Below are 497 nucleotides of genomic sequence, written 5' to 3' on the forward strand. Positions count from 1 at the left end.
GTTAAGGTTTGTATATCGCCATTGGCATCGGTGACCGTAATGCTCACCAGCCCGCCAATTTCATCACTGCTACCGGTGATGGTTGGGGTGCTGTCGTTCGTCGCAGCCAACGGATCAATATCAAAGGTTGGCGCAAGAGTATCGATCACTCCGCCATTTTCTGTGTCGCTAGCGGTATTGCCGGCGGCATCGGTGACGCTGGCATCAACAACAAAAGCGCCTTCTGCAAGCGGGGTCGGTACATCCACCGACCAACTGCCATCAGCCAACACAGTGGCAGTTAAGGTTTGTATATCGCCATTGGCATCGGTGACCGTAATGCTCACCAGCCCGCCAATTTCATCACTGCTACCGGTGATGGTTGGGGTGCTGTCGTTCGTCGCAGCCAACGGATCAATATCAAAGGTTGGCGCAAGAGTATCGATCACTCCGCCATTTTCTGTGTCGCTAGCGGTATTGCCGGCGGCATCGGTGACGCTGGCATCAACAACAAAAGC

The 497-nt window shown here is 54.1% G+C and carries 1 protein-coding gene; it reads right to left on the reverse strand.

All coding sequences use genetic code 11. The features are described 5' to 3' along the window. A partial coding sequence (locus tag H5201_RS22635) for an Ig-like domain-containing protein (protein WP_259399744.1) occupies nt 1-497 on the reverse strand: 497 nt, incomplete at both ends.

Source organism: Pseudoalteromonas sp. SG43-6, assembly GCF_014164365.1.
Classification (GTDB): domain Bacteria; phylum Pseudomonadota; class Gammaproteobacteria; order Enterobacterales; family Alteromonadaceae; genus Pseudoalteromonas; species Pseudoalteromonas rhizosphaerae.